The sequence below is a fragment of the Acinetobacter sp. WCHA29 genome (assembly GCF_002165335.1).
Classification (GTDB): Bacteria; Pseudomonadota; Gammaproteobacteria; order Pseudomonadales; family Moraxellaceae; genus Acinetobacter.
On sequence record NZ_NHRQ01000003.1, the window covers coordinates 172,139 to 187,867 of the forward strand.

Here is a 15,729-nt window from a genome sequence, read left to right on the forward strand (position 1 = left end):
GCATATACCCAATATGTTGATCTAGTATCTTTTGGGAATGCTGTGGGAGGCATAATGTATAACTTTAATAATAGTGATTGTTCGCAGTATTTAGAATCTGCTGAATGGTTAAGGCTTTCAGATATTTTAAATGAATGGTGCAAGCTAGATCAGTCCTGCAAGAAAATAAAAGAATTGGCTATCTTAGGCGCGTGTGAAAACCAACAAATAGAATATACGCGTAATGATGGAAAATCCTTCGATGACCCCGTTATGGAACTATATGGCAGAGGCTTACTGTTAATTAATAAACGCTCCTTTAATCGCTGGAAAGCTAAGTTTGAAAATAAAGAGCAAGGTTTTAATAAAAAGAATAAAAGTAGTATTTCTCTTTTGGATTTCTTAACAAATGAAGATGCTGAATACATAAGTATCAGTGACGCTATAGATTCTATTCATCATCACTTAGGTGCGAATCAGGACATATCTAAGGCTGTGCAGTTATTAAATTTAGCTATTGGCAGGGCGGACGAACCACCAAGTATCTATAAAAAAGATGATTTTAAAAGCTGGATGCCAGTCATTTTAAAGAATCAATATAATGGTGCCTTTATGGAAGCCCCTAACCCCAGTGACCAAGCAAAACTAGAAGTAATTCATTATTTAGTAAACAAAATAATAGAAAAACGTGAGGCGGAGGACTTGGATAATGACTTACCGTTCTAATCCTTTCGATAAACAGGATTACAGTAAATTTGCTTTTAAAAAGTCTGAACTATTGGCAGTACTACAAGCTATTGATGAAAACTTTAGCTTCGATACTGTTGCATCAAGTGAACCTATACAAGAAGCAATCGAAATAGAAAAATCGGATAATCAAATACCCTTACATATTAAAATTTTGGCAATGAATGATTATTTCACTATTGTTGAGTCGGCCTGCTTTATTTCGTTAGATGAGCCAGAAAAAATACAAGCATACGTGGATAGCGGTGACTTTACCTATGATGCTTGGCGTTATGCAGAGCATATTCAGGCAGTAAAAATAATTGAGAATGCCATTAGAGCAAATAAATTAGATATAGAATCTGATGGCATGATACCAAGAGAATCATTACAGAAATTTCTCTTTGAACGTACTTGTGTGATTCCAGGTTTTAACGACAATCTACCAATACAAGAGCCTATAGGCTGTGGAAATCCAACCATCCAACAAACCGACCCAAACATTGAAAGTCTAAATGCTGAAATTGCACGGCTTAGACAAGAGAATGAAGATAAAAATAAAATAGTGGTTGAATTACAGGAACGCATTAAAGAGCTAGAAGCATTACAGCCCAATGAACAAGTTGAAATCCAAATTAATCAACCTGAATCCGAGCTAACACCTGAACAAGAAATACCTCATTCAAGACAACGAGGCAATGTTAGAAAGATCATTGCTGTCTTAGTAGATATGGCACGGCTACCAAGCGAGCCTTATACAGCGTTTAATATGTTGGATGCTCATGCACAAGCAAATGGAATGGAGTTACCAAGTAAAGATACGACCACAAAATGGACACATAATTCTAGTTAGAATGAAAGTTTTCTAACTAGAATGAAAGTTATTCTAACTAGAACAAATTAATAAAAAACAATAACAAACTACACCTATCAACCCTTGCCACGAACTGACAGGGGAATCATTTAATTGATAGGTGAATCTATGACAATAGCCAGTCTACAAAACCCTGATGCTTTCCTACGCATCAAAGACCTTGCCAATTTCCCTGAACGTAAGGAGCGTATCCAAACCCATAAAGCAGGCAAGTGCAAAGGGCAAACCAAGCGTATATCAGCACGTCCAGCATCTAGGGGTATTCTAGGCGTATCTGACAAAACGATATGGCAATGGGTGAAACAAGGTGAATTTCCTCAACCAATTAAATTAGGCAACGTCACAGTATGGCGTTTGTCTGATGTGCAGGCATGGATGCAGGCGCAAGGACTGGAGGCTTAAACATGAACCATCAAACTGTCATCCTAGACCACCTCCAACAAGGCAAAACCATAAGCCAAGCCGAAGCCATAGAGCTATGCGACTGTTACCGCCTTTCGGCTGTCATTGACCGATTAAGAAAGCAGGGTTTTGAAATCGTGACCCATAACGAACCAAACCTAAATAGCAAAGGAACTCATGCACGTTATGAACTTGTCCGAGAGGTGGCATCATGAAAGATTTTGTATTTGCTTCATACCGACCAATGAGAGAAGCAGAAACAGAGGCCCACATATTTGTGAATGATGAAGCAATGGTATTTGTGGAGCTTGATGTGGTGGACGGTGCAGAGCTGGAACTTTTAGCAACACATGAAAAGTTGATGAAAAATCCAGATGCGGTGGATGTTGTGATTTTTCACTATGGCAGCTTAAAGACCTTGTTCGACAAATTGGCAGAGGTGGCAGTATGAAAGAACTTTATTCAAACCTTTTTAAATTGATTCTAATATGGCTACTGGCGATATTTATTATTGCAAGCTGTGGACGTTCCGCTTATGCTGTAGACCTCTCAAAATCTACTAGCGTCACCCCACAACGTCATTGTGGTTTTATTGTGCTTAATTTTTGCCTAGCCTCTCAAGCTGTGCAGAAAACAGGCGCAAGTGTTTCAGCTACACAAACAAGGCTGTACTCCCTCTATGAGGGGCAGACACGACAAAATAAGTCAGCAATGGTGAATATGTCGGGCGGTTCTAGTAGACCGAGAGTGATGCCCCTCACCAGTTTTAAACATGGTGAAATTTCTCAAAACTCAAAATTACTAGGAGGCAATCATCATGCCTAATCAAATCAATTCTACAAATGCACCTAAAAAATACGATGCTGGCGACATGCACGTCATTCAGTCGTTGGCTGCATGTGATATGAACTGGATGCAAAGCGCACTAAACCGAGTCCACCGTGACTTCATCAAGTTAAGTGTGGACTTACAGCAACAAGGCATACATTCATGCCACTTCGATGAACTAAAAACCGCACTGGAGATGTACAGCTACCTAGCAGAGGAGCATCATAGCTACCATGCAGAAATGTCAGAACAATACGAACAAGAATGGGAGAACACAAAAGGGGGCAATAAATGAATATAAAACCCTCATGGGATACCGTGCCCGATATGCTTGAGGGTGGCATATCAAATGCTACCCCTCAGAAACAACAAAGCCCACTTGAGGAAGTGGGCAATGATGCAAGCAATTCAATTGTTGAAGCACTTGAAGAACATACAGTCCTATTATTTAACAACAATCCGCTACACGGTGCAATGGTTAAGATGATGGGCGGTTGTTCTATAGAAATCCGCCGTTCATTGATTGAGAACGCCACCCAGTATGGTGAATCTGATGATAACGCCCTATATGGTTTGGCGGTTTTTGATCTTTTTGACGAAAACCTACAGCCTACAGGTGCGGTATTTACCAATCCAACAATTGAGGGATTCAAGGATATTGTTTTTGGTCGTGGTGGCTTGTATTTCAATCGGTCAAAGCTAAATGAATTACCATTGCTCGTGACTGATGATATTCACCTTGCATTTAAAACGACATATCCAGTCTATGCCCCATATAGTGATAGCAAGATCAAAGCCTATCAACTCAAAACTTTGCTTAAAGCACATCCTGACCTGTGTGTGATTGCCCCAGTACACCAACAGGACGACATACAACGCCGTTATACTGACCTTGATGTCAAAATGGCGTTTATTCCTGAACCGCCTAATTTTGCGATGCCACAGGATGAACTGGATAGCATGATTCAGGTGGCAGTTGAACAAGCCAAAGCCCCACCCAAAGGACATTTAGCCAAACCGTTCAAAATGGATGATGGTTCTTGGTTGCATGTATTGGAAAGCGGTTTATATCAGATCAAGGAAAAACAGGACGAGAACGGCGAAACCAAACAGAGCAAAATACTCATTTCAAATGCTTTGATTATTTTGGGGGAAGCTCGAAGTCTTAAAAATGACAACTGGAAACGTGTTATTCAGTTCCATGATAAAGATCGTACTTTGCATACATTGATTATCCCTTATGAGCATTTCATGGGTGAAGCACAGGACGCTTTAAAGTTGATTGCTAGTCATGGATTAATGCCACCACGTCAGACCTACAAGAAAAATGTATTCATCAACTACATTCAAGACTACCCCATCGAGAAGCGTTTCCGTTGTGTAGATCGGACTGGATGGTATGGCAATACCTTTGTCACCACCAACCGCACCTATGGCAACCAAGACGATGAACAACTGTTATTCAATAGCGAGATGAAAGACCCTTACAGCACTATGGGAACGCTTGAGGGATGGCAAGAATTAAGCCGATTGATTGAACCTCATGCCCTTGCTGTATTGTCCTTTGCCTGTGCATTTTCGGGGCAATTGGTGACACCACTAGATATAGAAAGCGGCGGCTTTCATATTTACGGTACTTCAACCGATGGCAAAAGCACGATTACAAAGGCAGCTTGTAGCGTATGGGGCAGACCGAAAGACGTGTCGAAGTCATGGCGCACTACTGACAACGCTTTAGAAAATGATGCAGAACTCCGCAATGACAATTATCTCAATCTCGATGAACTACGGCAGGCAGTCCCGAAAGCCGTGTCGGATATTGTCTATATGCTGACAGGCGCACAAGGTAAAGCACGGGGCAGTAAATCGGGTAAAAATAGAGAAAATAAGCAATTCAATCTGATGTACACCTCTACAGGTGAAATTGCACTGGAAGATCATTTGAGACGTGGCGGTATTGAAATGGATGCAGGGTTATTGCTCCGCTTTGCTCATATTCCCAGTGATTCAGGCAAAGGATGCGGCGTATTTGAGTGTATCAATTATGGCAATAGCTCCAGTGATGTTGGCAACCGCATTAATGAGCTATCCGCTAAACACTACGGACATGCAGGCATCAAGTGGCTTGAATATCTGACCGCAAACAAAGATGACTTGATGCTACAAGCACAATCCATGCTCGATGACTTCATAGCCAAACATGCCACCAAAAACAGCCAAGCGGTGCGAGTATTACGCCGTTTTGCACTGGTGGCAGTTGCAGGCGAACTAGCAACACAGGCAGGCATCACGGGATGGCAGCAAGGGCGAAGTTTTGACGCTGTAGGGCAATGTTTTAATACTTGGCTAGGCACACTGGGCAACGGCGAAAACATTGAGGAAACCAAGATACTGGAGCATTTCAAGGCATTCTTTGAAGCACATGGGACAAGCCGTTTTGAAAGCCTAACCGTTATCCGCCATCCTGATGGTGAAGTGATTAGACCACGTATTCACAACCGTGTCGGCTACTATGACTCTGATGAGCGTATTTACCTTGTATCAAGCACTATGTTTAAACAGGAAATGTGTATCGGAATCAATGAAGCCACCGCCAAAAAGGTACTTAAAGCAAATGGATGGCTTGTACTGGGTGAAGATGAACGAGTAGTGAAGCGCATGGGCGGAAAATTACCCGATGGCAGCCGCCCGAGAATGATGCACTTTAAGGCTGATGTCATGCACAGCTTTGATGATGAATCCTAAAATAGCGTTTTTAAGATGGGACGTGTGGGACGTTATCAATATATTTTAATGTAATACATTGTTATATATAAATATTATAACGTCCCATTAATTAAATTATATGGTTTTTAAATGTGGGACATAGATGGGACGTGTGGGACGTCATTTAATATACGTCCCATTGTGTCCCAAGTATCATACTGATATTTTGGACGTATTTATTATAGAGTGGGACGTATGTTTTTTATATATAATCAATATCTTATCTATGCACGTCCCAAAAGTCCCACACGTCCCATCTAAAAAGGCACATACATACAGCTAAACGAGAGAACAACATGACAAATGTCATTCACATCATAATTGGGGTTACTGCTCTTTCCATTTTGGTTGGCAGTATATTCTTGTATTTTCGCTGGAAGTCTATCAAGGCTCTAAATAAGCTGAACCGTAAAGCGATGTGTATCCACATTCCTGACTTTATTGACCCTAATCCTATTAAGGTCAACAGGAATACAACCAATAGACGAAGAATCTTATGTAGTGGGCATTTTGAAATGCTGAAAAAACAGAAAAAAAACTCACAATCACTAACTTATTACCCTGACGACACCCTTTAAAAAACACACTTAAAACCACGCTATAACGTATATATGACAAGGTTTAAACGGTTATTTATAGATAATTTTATATCTTAATTCCATCAAGGTAGAGTGAAAAAATGCCCCATAAATGACACTGTTACACGGTAACGATAATAATTAGATTGTGTTAGACGCTGAAAATTTAACAAGGTGAACAGAGATGACCAACGAAACAGATCAAAACGAAGTTGCGATAAATAAAGGCGGCAAAATCAAATCAAAAAAAAGCGATTCAGACAAAGCGATTGAGGACTTTCTACAGAATCCCGAAACACTCAACGCCATTGTGATTGATTCATTCAAAGGAAACCTTTTTGGCGAACGTGTAGAACTTGGCGGCATTATTGACTCATTGCAGCAAAGCAGTGAACAACTACAAAGTGATACGCCTTTATTGTTGACCGAGCGCATTTTAATGTCACAGGCGCAAAGCCTTAACGCCGTGTTTTGCGATATGGCAAAAAGAGCTAACAGGCAAGAATATGTGGCGAATATGGACAAACTTCTAAGGCTAGCACTCAAAGCACAAAGCCAGTGCAGGGCAACACTGGAAACCTTGTCCAATATCAAGAATCCCCCAGTCATATTCGCTAAGCACGCCAACATTGCCCACAATCAACAAATCAATAACCAACAGGTAAACAATAGCCCACAAGGTACGGTGCAAAGTGAGCAAACAAGCGAACCAGTACAACAGGCACAATCTGCTATTGAGCAACAGCCAAAGCAAGCCATACCAACGGTTACAGATGCAAAAAATACCGCTAGAAAGGTTAAGGCAATATAGTTTGTTTGTTTAAATTAAAATATTTCTCACGTGCGAGGCATATATGAGCAATAAACACTACTGGACAGAAGAACGCCGCCAAGAACAACGAGACAGAATCAACGCAGTCAAACCCTGGTTAAAGTCTACAGGTGCGAAAACGGCAGCAGGCAAGGCAACAGTTAGCCGCAACGCCTACAAGGGCGGTATAGCATCAAACATAAACGAGTTAGTAAAACAGGCAAATGCAATGTTTAAAGAGCAAAGGGAAGCATTGAAGCGTATAGATTAAAACGCCGTCCCAGTGGGGCATTTTTATTAAACATTCAAAACCCAAGCCTCTGCAAATGTGTTATCACTTATGGTTTTTGTAGGGTGGTTTCAGTAGAATCCATTGAATAAAAACATTCTTTTGGATTTACGGTATGTCGGTTTTTTTTGACCTAATAAACACATACAGAACAACAGCGAAAACGGAACGCGAAAAAGGAACTTATTTTGAGTTGCTTTGCATTAAGTATTTTAAGAATGAACCGTTTTATTCGGATTTATTTAAGGAAGTTCAAACCTATACGGAATGGGCAAAAGCACAAGGTTTGTCAGGTAAAGATACAGGTATTGATCTCGTAGCGACAACTAAAGACGGCGAATTCCATGCCATTCAGTGCAAGCTATACGATGCAGATCGTAAGGTTACTAAAGCTGAAATTGATAGCTTCCTCTCCGCAGCATCAAAGACATACTTTAAACGCCGTATTATCGTCAGCACAACACATGAATGGTCTGATAATGCTCTAGCAACATTAGAGAACCAAGAACCACCCGTTACCAAGATTGATCTTGATACTTTGGCTCAAAGTGCTATTGATTGGTCTCTGTTTGCGGAAAAGAAAGAGATTGTTTTTAAGAAAAAGAAAGATCTTCGTGACCATCAAAAAGCAGCACTTACTTCTACAAGAATCGGTCTTTATGATAGACAATTAGAGCGCGGCAAGCTCATCATGGCTTGTGGTACAGGCAAGACCTTTACGAGTCTGAAAATTGCGGAAGAATGTGCAGGCAAAGGAAAGCGCGTATTATTCCTTGTTCCAAGCTTGTCATTACTGTCACAGACATTAACGGAATGGACGCAAGAGTCGACCACACCTTTACATAGTTATGCTGTATGTTCTGATAACGAAATTGGTAAAAAGAAGAATGCTACAGCGATTGATGCAGTCACAACATTAGAGCATGAATTGCAATACCCTGCGACCACAGACGCAGCAAGATTAGCTGAGAACGTAGAAAAGCACCACGATAGTGAACACATGACTGTCGTATTCTCAACTTACCATTCGATTAATACAGTATCTGATGCACAAAATGATTATCAAATGGCAGAGTTTGATTTGATCATTTGTGATGAAGCACATCGTACAACTGGTTCAACACATGATAGCGAAGATGATTCAAACTTCGTTAAGATTCATGATGCTGGCTTCATCTTGGGTAAGAAACGTCTGTATATGACGGCGACTCCGCGTATTTTCTCTGATGATGTGAAGAACAATGCGACCGACTATACTTTGTTTTCAATGGACAATGAAAAGTTATTTGGTGAGACGCTTTACACTATTAACTTTTCCGAAGCAGTAAAACGCGGTCTATTGGTCGATTACAAGGTCATTGTATTGACGGTCGACTCTGACACAATCATCGAAAAGATCGGGGCAACAATTACTGATAATAAGGATATTGTAGTCGATGATGCAGCGCGTATTGTTGGCTGTTGGAAAGCCCTATCAAAGCAAGGTATTCATGCTGATGTTGAAGAAGATACTTCACCGATGCAACGCGCTTTAGCATTCTGTCAGGTGATTGATCAATCCGAAAAAGCTCGTAAACACCAAGTCAGTTCAACACGTATAGCTAATATTTTTCAAACCGTTGTAGAAGCCTATCAAAATGCCGAGATCAAAGAAGGCAATGAAATATCCCACCGCCTAATTTGTGAAGCAGATCATGTTGATGGTGGTATGGGAGCGGATAAGAAAGAGCAAAAGCTCAATTGGTTAAAGGCAACGCCTGAACCGCAACAAGATGAAAACGGTGTAGAACGCCCGATTTGTCGTGTCCTGAGTAATGTACGCTGTTTATCGGAAGGTGTAGACGTGCCTGCCCTCGATGCAGTGCTCTTTCTTACACCTCGTAATTCACAAGTAGACGTTGTGCAATCGGTTGGTCGTGTAATGCGTCTTGCGGAAGGTAAAAAGCGCGGTTATGTCATTTTACCTGTTGTGATTCCACCAAATGTAGATGCGAACAAAGCTCTTGATGACAACATTACTTATAAAGTGGTTTGGCAGGTATTAAACGCTCTTCGTTCTCATGATGACCGTTTTGATGCCATGATCAATAAGATGGACTTAACAGGCATTGATCGTTCTAAGATGGAAGTAATTGCCATCACAGATAAAGTAGCAGCTAAAGCGAAGAAAAAAGGTGCTGGTAAAGGTGGCACAACCATCGGCACACCGAAAAAACCGAAGAAAGATGAAGCCGAAGATACTCAACACTCCTTTAGCTTTGAATCAGGTGAGATTGAACGTGCCATCGTTGCTAAAGTGGTTCAGAAGGTTGGTAATCGTCATCACTGGGAAGATTGGGCGAATGATATTGCCAAGATTGCACAAACGCATATCAAGCTGATTACAGACATTCTAGAGCGTCCTGAATGCAACAAAGAACGCGCCGTATTTGAAGAGTTTGCTTTTGAAATCCGTGATGATTTAAATAATGCGGTATCGGATGCTGAAATCATTGAAATGTTGGCGCAGCACCTTATTACTAAGCCTGTCTTTGATGCTTTGTTTGATGAGTATAGTTTTGCCGCCAATAACCCAATGGCACAAGCCATGCAAAAAGTATTAGACGTTTTAGATCAGCACCAACTAGACAGCGAAACCGAAGCCTTACAACGCTTTTACGACAGCGTGAAGTTACGTGCTTCAGGCATTCACAGTGCCGAAGGCAAACAGAAAATTATTGTTGAACTATACGACAAGTTTTTCCGCAATGCTTTCCCACGCATGACTGAGCGTTTAGGTATTGTTTATACGCCTGTGGAAGTGGTGGATTTTATTATTCACAGCGTAAACGATGTGCTTCAACAAGAGTTTGGCAAGAGCTTTGCCGATGAAGGTGTTCATGTATTGGATCCATTCACTGGGACAGGGACGTTCATTTCTCGCTTACTTCAAAGTGGTTTAATTCCGTCGAAGCAACTTACCTATAAATACAAGAACGAAATCCATGCCAACGAGCTTGTGCTGTTGGCTTACTACATTGCAGCCATCAATATTGAAGCGGTGTACCACAGTCAAATCATTGATGAATACACGCCGTTTGAAGGGATATGTTTAACCGATACTTTCCAAATGTATGAAAAAGAAGATTTGGTCGATCAAGTGCTGGTGGATAACAGTGCACGGCGTAAACGGCAAAAGTCGCTTGATATTCAAGTCATCATTGGTAATCCACCTTATTCTATCGGTCAAAAGTCAGAAAATGATGCAAATGCAAATATTGAATATCCATTTTTAAACTCGAGAATTGCTAGTACTTATGTTGCAAAATCCAATGCAACATTATCTAAAGGTATGTATGACTCCTATATTTTAGCAATTAGATGGGCAAGTGATCGTATTTCTACGCAAGGTGTGATTGGTTTTGTAACAAATGCTGGTTTTGTTGATGCAAATACAGCAGATGGTTTACGTAAATGTTTAGCGGAAGAATTTAGTAGTCTTTATATTTTCCATTTACGGGGTAATCAACGGACTTCTGGTGAAAAGTCACGTCAAGAAGGTGGAAAAATCTTCGGGAGTGGTAGTCGTGCACCAATTGCAATTTCAATTCTTGTAAAGAATCCTAAAGCGGAACAACAAGGACAAATATATTTCCATGATATTGGTGACTATCTAAGTCGTGAGGAAAAGTTAGACAAAATTTCTGAATTCAAGAGTTTACGAGGTATTACTGCGGCTGATGGTTGGACAATAATTGCTCCTGATGAACATGGTGATTGGTTAAACCAACGAGACAATAATTTTGAAAAATATCTACCATTAGGGGTTAAAGATACCTCCAATTCAGCTATATTTCCCATCTATTCACAAGGAATATTAACAAGTCGAGATGCTTGGTGTTTGAACTTTTCTAAAGAAAAATTAAAACACAATATAAATGTTACAATCGATTTTTATAATACCGAACGTTTACGTTTGCAAGCATTGCCGCAATGGTCAGACAAAGATATAAATTATGATTCTTCTAAAATTAGTTGGTCTAGAGCATTTAGAAATGATTTAAGCAAAGGTAGAACTAAACATTTCAATGAGGAAAGTATGCGTTCAATACTTTATAGACCGTTTACAAAAATGAATGTTTACTTTGACAAGAATCTCAATGAAATGCCTTCTAGAAATTCATTAATTTTTCTGAATGATGTAGTAAGTAATTTAACAATTAATTGCTTAGGGAAAGGCGAATCCAAAGAGTTTAGTGTTTTAATTTCTAACAACTTAACAGAGTTTAAAACTTTATATAATCAGCAGGTTTATCCACTTTATATTTATGAAGAAAGAACCAAAGAAAAAAGTTTAAGCTCAGGTGACTTATTCGATGAATCCCTTGATTTAACCGTGACTGAAACCAAATACGAACGCAAAGATGGCATCAGTGACGAAGGCTTACAACACTTCCAAACGGCATATCCGAAAGAAAGTATCAGCAAAGAAGACATTTTCTATTACGTTTACGGCTTGCTGCATAGTGAAGAATACCGTGAACGCTATGCAGACAACCTGACCAAAGAATTGCCACGTATTCCTTGTGTGAAAAAAGCCGAAGATTTTTGGGCATTTTCCAAAGCAGGGCGTGACTTGGCAAATTGGCATTTAAACTACGAAACCGTAGATAAATATCCAGCCACTTTAGACACAGGCAGCACGGCATATAACAGCCTAAGTGCAGAAGACTTCTATGTTGAAAAAATGAAGTTTGCCAAAAAGGACGACAAAAGCACGGTTATTTATAACAAACGCATTACCGTTAAAGGCATACCGTTGGAAGCGTATGACTACGTGGTCAATGGTAAACCTGCGCTAGAGTGGGTTATGGAGCGTCAAGGCGTATCTACTCATAAAGAAAGCGGTATTGTAAACGATGCAAACGACTGGGCAAATGAAACCATGAACAACGCGGCGTATCCGCTAGAGTTGTTCTTGCGTGTTATTACCGTGAGTTTGGAAACCATGAAGATAGTTAGAAGTTTACCGAAGTTGGATATTTAAACACGGCAAAAGGCAGTAATGCTAAATAACAAAACGCACAGGCATAAGCTCATGTTTATAAATTGCCTTTTTATCGACATGTCTACATGCATATATTTATAGCATCGACACGTTAGCATCCTCATGTCGATTTTTTGCGATTTTGTCGAAATGGCACGGCGCAAGCGTTTATAATAGCCGCCGCTAAAGGCTGCCAAAAAACAGGGTACTTTTGCGTATTGTTGGTATTTTTGTTGGTATAAATGAAATCGGAAAACATAAAAGCCTTGCTGCATAATGGTTACAGGCTTTAATTCGGTTGAGGGTCCCCCACCATATTCAAAAAGCCCTAAACTCAAGTTTAGGGCTTTTTTTATGCATGAAGCAAAATGGGATGTTTTTTGATCAAAAAATCTGTTTATGAATAAAAAGAATATGCTTCTCAAATTAACTTAGTTATCTGAATAAAAGAAAAACAATATACTTATAAATATATTATTTTTACTGAAGATAATTTATGCAAAAGTTGCTTGGATTTACACTTCCTACATTATTTTTATCCGCTTTATCGTCATCAGTATTCGCGACAACAGGTTATTTTATGCATGGCTATGGGGTTAAAGCCCAAGGAGCTGCTGGGGCTTCTATTGCGGCATTTAATGATGCTCTGACCATTGCGAATAATCCTTCTGGATTGGCTTGGTTAGACAGTCGTGTCGATATTGGCGCGACTATATTTAACCCTAAGCGTTCTGGTGAAATTGAGGGGAATTTGGCAGGCGCCAATGGTCAATACAGTGGCAATGGTCGTGAATATTTTGTTCTACCTGAATTTGCGGTAAATAAGAGAGTAAATGATACGGTTGCTTTGGGTTTAGCGATTTATGGTAACGGCGGTATGAATACCTCCTACAAGAAAAATCCGTATGCAGCTTTTGGGAATACAGGTGAAGCAGGGGTGGATTTAGCGCAGATTTTTATTTCTCCATCTGTGGCTTGGCGTTATAGCGAAAATCAATCCATCGGTGTTGCGACCAACATTCTTTATCAACGATTTGAAGCTAAAGGAATTTCAGGTTTTGCACCATTTTCTGTTGATGGGCAAAAACTGAGTAATAATGGTAAGGACTCTGCTACAGGCATAGGTGTTAAAGTCGGCTGGAGTGCCAAGCTAAATGATGTCGTAACTGTTGGTGCAAATTACTCTTCAAAAATTAAATCGGACAAATTTGATCAATATCGTGGTTTATTTGCTCAAGCAGGAGGTTTTGATGTGCCGGAGAGCTACGGCGTAGGAGCAGCTTTTCAATTGACGCCTGCATTAACTGTATTAACCGATATAGCGCGTATTAATTATTCGGATGTAGATTCAGTTGGAAATCCTTTTAGTCTAGCTTCGGTGATGGCGGGTAATGGTTTTGGTTCAGAAAAAGGTCAGGGTTTTGGTTGGAAAGATATCAACGTTTACAAGATTGGTGCGGCATATCAAGTTAATCCACAAGTGACGATAAGAGCTGGATATAGCCATAATGATCAGCCAATTCCTCAAGATCAAACCTTCTTGAATATTCTTGCACCTGGTGTAATTCAAGATCATCTCAGCGTGGGGGCGACGTGGAATATTGATCGTGCACAGGAGCTTAGTGTTGCATATACCTATGGTTTGAAAGAAACCGTAAAAGGAAGTCAATCTATTCCTTTGAACTTTGGCGGTGGTGAAGCTAACCTTGAAATGGATCAGCATATTTTAGGTGTTTCATATGGTCTGAAATTCTGATCAAAACGAAAAAGGCTGAATCAAATAGATTCAGCCTTTTTCAAGATGTGCAGCAAAAAATTAAGCAGTTTTTGCTAATTTTTCGTTTGCTAACATATGACCTGTTTCTTCGAAGTTCGCATGCCATGACAGTGCTTCACGAAGAATATGAGGTGTATGGCCACCGCGTTCGCAGGCACGATCAAAATAGTCATTTAAGGCAGCTTGATAAAGTGGGTGTACACAGTTGTCAATAATCACACGTGCACGCTCACGAGGCGCTAAGCCACGTAAATCTGCTAAACCAACTTCAGTTACCAGAATGTCAACATCATGCTCATTATGATCAACGTGGCTTACCATTGGTACGATTGATGAAATATCACCACCTTTTGCGATTGACTTGGTAACAAAGATTGCAAGGTGAGCATTACGCGCAAAATCACCTGAACCACCGATACCATTCATCATTTTTGTACCGCAAACATGCGTAGAATTCACGTTGCCGTAAATATCGAATTCGAGTGCTGTATTAATCCCAATAATACCCAAACGACGTACGATTTCAGGGTGGTTAGAAATTTCTTGTGGGCGTAATACTAATTTATCTTTGTAGTGTTCAAGATTGCCAAATACGCGCTCACCACATTGTGCAGATAGCGTAATTGAGCTACCAGAAGCAAATTTCATTTTGCCAGCATCAATCAATTCAAAAGTACAGTCTTGTAATACTTCAGAATACATGACCAAATCTTCAAAGTTAGAATCTTTAAGACCAGTCAAAACTGCATTTGCAATTGAACCAATACCTGCCTGTAAAGGACCTAGGTTTTTCGCTAAACGACCTGCAGCAACCTCTTTTTCAAAGAAAGCGATGAGGTGATTTGCAATCCCTTGAGTTTCATCGTCAGGCGCAGTCACAGTTGAAGGTGAGTCGGCCGTATTATTAAAAACGATACCTACGATTTTTGCTGGGTCAATTTGGATTGCAGTTGAACCAATACGATCATCGACTTGAGTTAATGGAAGTGGGGTACGTGTTGGACGATATGTTGGAATATAAATATCGTGTAAGCCCTCAAAGTTTTCGCTCAATGAGGTATTAATTTCAACGATCACTTTTTCAGCAAAAATTGCGAAACTTGCAGAGTTGCCTACAGAGGTTGTCGGTACGATATGACCATCTTCTGTAATCGCAACAGCTTCAATCACAGCAATATCTGGACGTTTAAGCTGTTGATTACGCATTTGCTCAACAGTTTCAGACAAATGTTGGTCGATAAACATTACTTCACCATTATTAATGGCGCGACGTAAAGTATTGTCAACTTGGAATGGCATACGACGAGCAAGTACACCTGCTTCTGTCAATTGTTTGTCTAAGTCATTCCCTAGGCTTGCACCTGTAATTAATGTGATTTTTAACGGATTTTTTTTAGCTTGTTCGACCAATGCTTGTGGCACAGCTTTCGCTTCTCCAGCACGAGTAAAACCACTCATACCAACCGTCATATCATTTTCAATAAAGCGAGCAGCCTGTTCAGCGCTCATCACTTTGTCATGTAGGGTAGCAAGGCGAATACGACTTAAAGACATGATCCATTCTCAATATACTTCTTAGTTAGATATGGATTTTAGCGTTAAAACTTGAAAAGGGAATTGGACTACTGCTAAGGTCTAATATGTGAAATGCGTGATACTTTTTCAGAGATAAA

Annotated in this window: 13 protein-coding genes; 12 read left to right on the forward strand and 1 reads right to left on the reverse strand. The window is 40.1% G+C overall.

Features of this window, described 5'->3' with window-relative positions; all coding sequences use genetic code 11:
• The first annotated feature begins 54 nt into the window (after nt 1-54).
• The 12 genes from CDG59_RS03655 (at nt 55) to CDG59_RS03710 (ending at nt 14,035) form a co-directional block, all read left to right on the forward strand.
• Complete coding sequence (locus CDG59_RS03655; RefSeq protein WP_004660040.1) at nt 55-705, forward strand: hypothetical protein; 651 nt, start codon at nt 55-57, stop codon at nt 703-705.
• A complete protein-coding gene (locus CDG59_RS03660) occupies nt 689-1,558 on the forward strand; it encodes a hypothetical protein (RefSeq protein WP_087543657.1) in 870 nt (289 codons plus the stop codon). The genes CDG59_RS03655 and CDG59_RS03660 overlap by 17 nt, the downstream gene beginning before the upstream one ends.
• A gap of 129 nt (nt 1,559-1,687) precedes the next feature.
• On the forward strand, nt 1,688-1,981 hold the full coding sequence (locus CDG59_RS03665; protein WP_087543659.1) for a helix-turn-helix transcriptional regulator: 294 nt from the start codon (nt 1,688-1,690) through the stop codon (nt 1,979-1,981).
• Nucleotides 1,982-1,983: 2 nt separating this feature from the next.
• Complete coding sequence (locus tag CDG59_RS03670) at nt 1,984-2,196, forward strand: helix-turn-helix domain-containing protein (protein WP_087543661.1); 213 nt, start codon at nt 1,984-1,986, stop codon at nt 2,194-2,196.
• Complete coding sequence (locus CDG59_RS03675; protein WP_087543663.1) at nt 2,193-2,432, forward strand: hypothetical protein; 240 nt, start codon at nt 2,193-2,195, stop codon at nt 2,430-2,432. Before CDG59_RS03670 ends, CDG59_RS03675 begins: the two co-directional genes overlap by 4 nt.
• Nucleotides 2,429-2,806, forward strand: a complete 378-nt coding sequence (locus CDG59_RS03680) for a hypothetical protein (RefSeq protein ID WP_087543665.1) — start codon at nt 2,429-2,431, stop codon at nt 2,804-2,806. The genes CDG59_RS03675 and CDG59_RS03680 overlap by 4 nt, the downstream gene beginning before the upstream one ends.
• Complete coding sequence (locus CDG59_RS03685) at nt 2,799-3,104, forward strand: hypothetical protein (RefSeq protein ID WP_087543667.1); 306 nt, start codon at nt 2,799-2,801, stop codon at nt 3,102-3,104. Before CDG59_RS03680 ends, CDG59_RS03685 begins: the two co-directional genes overlap by 8 nt.
• On the forward strand, nt 3,101-5,554 hold the full coding sequence (locus CDG59_RS03690; protein WP_087543669.1) for a DUF927 domain-containing protein: 2,454 nt from the start codon (nt 3,101-3,103) through the stop codon (nt 5,552-5,554). The genes CDG59_RS03685 and CDG59_RS03690 overlap by 4 nt, the downstream gene beginning before the upstream one ends.
• A gap of 783 nt (nt 5,555-6,337) precedes the next feature.
• On the forward strand, nt 6,338-6,964 hold the full coding sequence (locus tag CDG59_RS03695; RefSeq protein WP_087543671.1) for a hypothetical protein: 627 nt from the start codon (nt 6,338-6,340) through the stop codon (nt 6,962-6,964).
• 43 nt (nt 6,965-7,007) lie between these two features.
• The gene (locus CDG59_RS03700; RefSeq protein WP_087543673.1) at nt 7,008-7,235 is read left to right on the forward strand and encodes a hypothetical protein; all 228 of its coding nucleotides are present in this window, start codon (nt 7,008-7,010) and stop codon (nt 7,233-7,235) included.
• Between the two features lie 133 nt (nt 7,236-7,368).
• On the forward strand, nt 7,369-12,279 hold the full coding sequence (locus CDG59_RS03705) for a DEAD/DEAH box helicase (protein ID WP_087543674.1): 4,911 nt from the start codon (nt 7,369-7,371) through the stop codon (nt 12,277-12,279).
• Nucleotides 12,280-12,775: 496 nt separating this feature from the next.
• Nucleotides 12,776-14,035: an OmpP1/FadL family transporter gene (locus CDG59_RS03710; RefSeq protein WP_087543676.1), complete on the forward strand. Its 1,260-nt coding sequence runs from the start codon at nt 12,776-12,778 to the stop codon at nt 14,033-14,035.
• Between the two features lie 60 nt (nt 14,036-14,095).
• On the opposite strand, the gene CDG59_RS03715 is transcribed toward CDG59_RS03710, so the two are convergent.
• The gene (locus CDG59_RS03715) at nt 14,096-15,610 is read right to left on the reverse strand and encodes an acetyl-CoA hydrolase/transferase family protein (protein ID WP_004660065.1); all 1,515 of its coding nucleotides are present in this window, start codon (nt 15,608-15,610) and stop codon (nt 14,096-14,098) included.
• Between the last annotated feature and the right edge of the window lie 119 nt (nt 15,611-15,729).